This window comes from Streptomyces sp. SID1328 (assembly GCF_009865595.1).
Taxonomy (GTDB): Bacteria; Actinomycetota; Actinomycetes; order Streptomycetales; family Streptomycetaceae; genus Streptomyces; species Streptomyces griseoluteus.
Map to the genome: position 1 here is coordinate 1 of NZ_WWKH01000930.1, position 3,650 is coordinate 3,650.

Genomic DNA, 3,650 nt, shown 5'->3' on the forward strand with positions numbered 1-3,650 from the left:
CACGAGCACCCCCACCACCAGGCCGCCCCCTGGCCCGAGGCCCGCGAGACCGCCGCCAGAGCCGCCCGCCGGGCCACACGGCGCCCGCATGTCTCCGTCGCGCTGGGCAACGCGCTCGGCCTGGTCCTCGCCGCCCCCCTGGATGCCCTCACCGACCTTCCCTCCTTCGACACCTCCGCGATGGACGGCTGGGCCGTCGCCGGACCCGGCCCCTGGCAGATCCGCGACGGCGGAGTACTCGCCGGACACGCGCCCCCCGAGCCCCTCACTGACGGCGAGGCGGTCCGGATCGCCACCGGCGCCCGTGTCCCCACCGGCGTCACCGCCGTCCTGCGCAGCGAGCACGGCCGCACCGGGCCCCAGGACCGGCTGCACTCCACCAGCGAGATGAGCCACGGCCAGGACATCCGCCCGCGCGGCCAGGAGTGCCGCCGCGGCGACCAGTTGCTGCCCACCGGCACCCTGGTCACCCCGGCCGTGCTGGGCCTCGCAGCGGCGGCCGGGTACGACACCCTCACCGTGGTCCCCCGCCCGCGCGCCGAAGTCCTCGTCCTCGGCGACGAACTCCTCACCGAGGGACTCCCGCACGACGGGCTGATCCGGGACGCGCTCGGCCCCATGCTGGCGCCCTGGCTGCGCGCGCTGGGCGCCGAGGTCATCGCCGTCCGCAGGCTCGGTGACGACGCCAAGGCGCTGCGCAGGGCGATCACCACCTCCCGAGCAGACCTGATCGTCACCACCGGGGGTACCGCCGCCGGACCCGTGGACCACGTCCACCCCACGCTGGAGCGGATCGGCGCCGAACTCCTCGTCGACGGCGTCGCGGTGCGCCCCGGCCACCCCATGCTGCTGGCCCGTACCAAGGCGGACCAGCACCTCGTCGGGCTGCCCGGCAATCCGCTCGCGGCCGTCTCCGGGCTGCTCACGCTGGCTGAGCCGCTGCTGCGGGCGCTGGCCGCACACCCGGCGCCCGAGCCGTACCGGATGCCGCTGAGGGAAGCGGTGCAGGGGCACGCGCACGACACGCGGCTGGTGCCCGTGGTGCTGCGCGGGGAGCGGGCCGTACCGCTGCGCTACAGCGGGCCCGGCATGCTGCGCGGGGTCGCCACCGCCGACGCGCTGGCCGTCGTCCCGCCGGGCGGGGCGGTACAGGGTGCCGGACTGGAACTGCTGGACCTGCCGTGGGACACGGCCGGAATCGGGGTGTGTTTCACGTGAAACTTCCGGGCCATGACGCCATAGCCCGCCAGGCCGGCGAACATCTGGTGCCTTCGCGGGTGAAGCTGCCGAGGAAGGCGGTGGAACGCCCCATCCGCCAGGTCGCCAAGCGCCTGGTGATGGCGCTGGTGGTGCTGGTGGCCACCGCGTTCGTGGTCTACGCCGACCGCAGCGGGTACCGCGACAACGCCGACGGTCCCGTCGACCTGCTCGACGCGTTCTACTACGCGACGGTCACCCTCTCCACCACCGGATACGGCGACATCACCCCGGTCAGCGACGGTGCCCGGCTCATCAACATCCTCGTCATCACCCCGCTGCGCGTGCTCTTCCTGATCATCCTGGTCGGCACCACGCTGGAGGTCCTCACCGAACGCACCCGTGAGGAATGGCGTCTCAACCGCTGGAGGTCCACCTTGCGCGACCACACCGTGGTCATCGGCTTCGGTACGAAGGGGCGTTCGGCGATCCAGACCGTCTGCGCGACCGGGCTGAAGAAGGAACAGGTCGTCGTGGTCGACCCCAGTTCCAAGGCGATCGAGGCGGCCACGGCCGAGGGATACGCGGGCGTCACCGGGGACGCGACCCGCAGCGAGGTGCTGCGGCGCGCGGAGGTGCACAAGGCGCGGCAGATCATCATCGCCCCCCAGCGCGACGACACCGCCGTGCTGGTCGCCCTGACGGCGCGTCAGCTCAACCGAAGCGCCAAGATCGTGGCCGCCGTCCGCGAGGAGGAGAACGCCCCGCTGCTCAAGCAGTCCGGCGCCGACGCGGTCATCACCAGCTCCGGAGCGGCGGGCCGGCTGCTCGGGCTCTCCGTGCTCAGCCCCGCCGCCGGCATGGTGATGGAGGACCTGATCCAGCAGGGCAGCGGCCTGGACATCGTGGACCGCCCGGTGGTCCGTGCCGAGGTGGGCCGCAGCCCGCGCGAGACGGAGGACCTCGTCGTCAGCGTCGTACGCGGCCACCGTGTCCTCGGTTATGACGACCCGGCCGTCGGGGAGTTGCAGCTCACCGACCGGCTGATCACCATCGTGCGGGCCACCCCCACCGCGCACGTCGCCCCGCACGCGCGTCCGCTGCCGGGCGACTGAGCGGGCCGTCAGGCCTGGGGGCGCGGTCGGGGGGTAGCGTCGCGGGCATGCATGCGATCACGATTTCCGAACCCGGCGGGCCCGAGAACCTGACCTGGACCGAGGTGCCCGATCCGGTGCCCGGCGAGGGCGAGGTGCTGGTCGAGGTGGTGGCCAGCGCCGTCAACCGGGCCGACATCATGCAGCGCCAGGGCCACTACGACCCGCCGCCCGGCGCCTCCGCCTACCCCGGCCTGGAGTGTTCCGGCCGGATCGCCGCCCTCGGCCCCGGTGTCTCCGGCTGGTCCGTGGGCGACGAGGTGTGCGCGCTGCTCGCGGGCGGCGGTTACGCGCAGAAGGTCGTCATCCCGGCCGGGCAACTCCTGCCCGTGCCCGAGGGCATCGACCTGAAGCAGGCGGCGGCGCTGCCCGAGGTGGCCTGCACGGTCTGGTCCAACGTCTTCATGCTGGCCCACCTCCGGCCCGGCGAACTGCTGCTGGTGCACGGCGGTTCCAGCGGCATCGGCACCATGGCGATCCAGCTGGCCAAGGCCATCGGGGCGCGGGTCGCGGTGACCGCCGGGACCAAGGAGAAGCTGGACTTCTGTGCCGAGCTGGGCGCGGACATCCTGATCAACTACCGCGACCAGGACTTCGTCGCCGAGATCGAGCGGGCCACGGACGGCAAGGGCGCCGACGTCATCCTCGACAACATGGGCGCCAAGTACCTGGGCCGCAATGTGGAGACGCTGGCCGTCAACGGGCGCCTGATGATCATCGGGATGCAGGGCGGCACCAAGGGCGAGCTGAACATCGGCCTGCTGCTGGGCAAGCGCGGCGCGGTCAGCGCGACCTCGCTGCGGGCCCGCCCGCTGAGCGAGAAGGCGGCCATCGTGGCGGCGGTACGCGAGCATGTCTGGCCGCTGATCGCGTCGGGCGTCGTCCGTCCCGTCGTGGACCGCGAGGTGCCGATGACGGACGCGGCCGAGGGGCACCGGGTGGTGGAGGACAGCGGCCACATCGGCAAGGTGCTGCTGGTCGCGCCGTAACCTCACTGGGCCTCAGGTACGGCGCATGCGCAGGCCCAGCCGGGCCAGCGCGAGGCCGAGGCCCAGCAGGACCAGGCCGCTGCCCAGGGGGAGGACGCGCGGCGCCCGTGCCGTGGTGCTCTCCCCCTGGCGTACGGCGGCGGGCCGCGAGGCCGGGGCGGAGGTGGCGGCCGGCGTGGGCGCGGCGGGGCTGTCGGCGGTCTCCGGCTCCTCCGGGTAGGCCGCCTCGGGGGTGGCTGGTGTGGTGCTGCCCGTCGGGTCCTGGGCCGGGTCGGGCGGCTCGGGGCGGCCCGGCCGCATCCGCCCCTCC

At 73.7% G+C, this 3,650-nt stretch carries 3 protein-coding genes and 1 pseudogene; 3 read left to right on the top strand and 1 reads right to left on the bottom strand.

Annotation, left to right across the window (positions count from 1 at the left end; all coding sequences use genetic code 11):
* The 3 genes from GT030_RS30140 to GT030_RS30150 form a co-directional block, all read left to right on the top strand.
* The coding region (locus tag GT030_RS30140; protein ID WP_161203804.1) for a molybdopterin molybdotransferase MoeA at positions 1-1,218 on the top strand (1,218 nt) is incomplete at its 5' end.
* The gene (locus GT030_RS30145; protein WP_161203805.1) at positions 1,215-2,312 is read left to right on the top strand and encodes a potassium channel family protein; all 1,098 of its coding nucleotides are present in this window, start codon (positions 1,215-1,217) and stop codon (positions 2,310-2,312) included. The genes GT030_RS30140 and GT030_RS30145, both read left to right, overlap by 4 nt.
* A 47-nt stretch (positions 2,313-2,359) precedes the next feature.
* Positions 2,360-3,340, top strand: a complete 981-nt coding sequence (locus tag GT030_RS30150; protein WP_161203806.1) for an NAD(P)H-quinone oxidoreductase — start codon at positions 2,360-2,362, stop codon at positions 3,338-3,340.
* A gap of 12 nt (positions 3,341-3,352) precedes the next feature.
* Here GT030_RS30150 and GT030_RS30155 read toward each other — a convergent pair.
* Positions 3,353-3,650 (bottom strand): annotated as a pseudogene (locus GT030_RS30155) (hypothetical protein); the annotation flags it as partial.

Coding starts and splice junctions, on each gene's coding strand:
- GT030_RS30150 (WP_161203806.1), top strand. CDS start 2,360: ATGCATGCGATCACGATTTCCGAACCCGGCGGGCCCGAGAACCTGACC.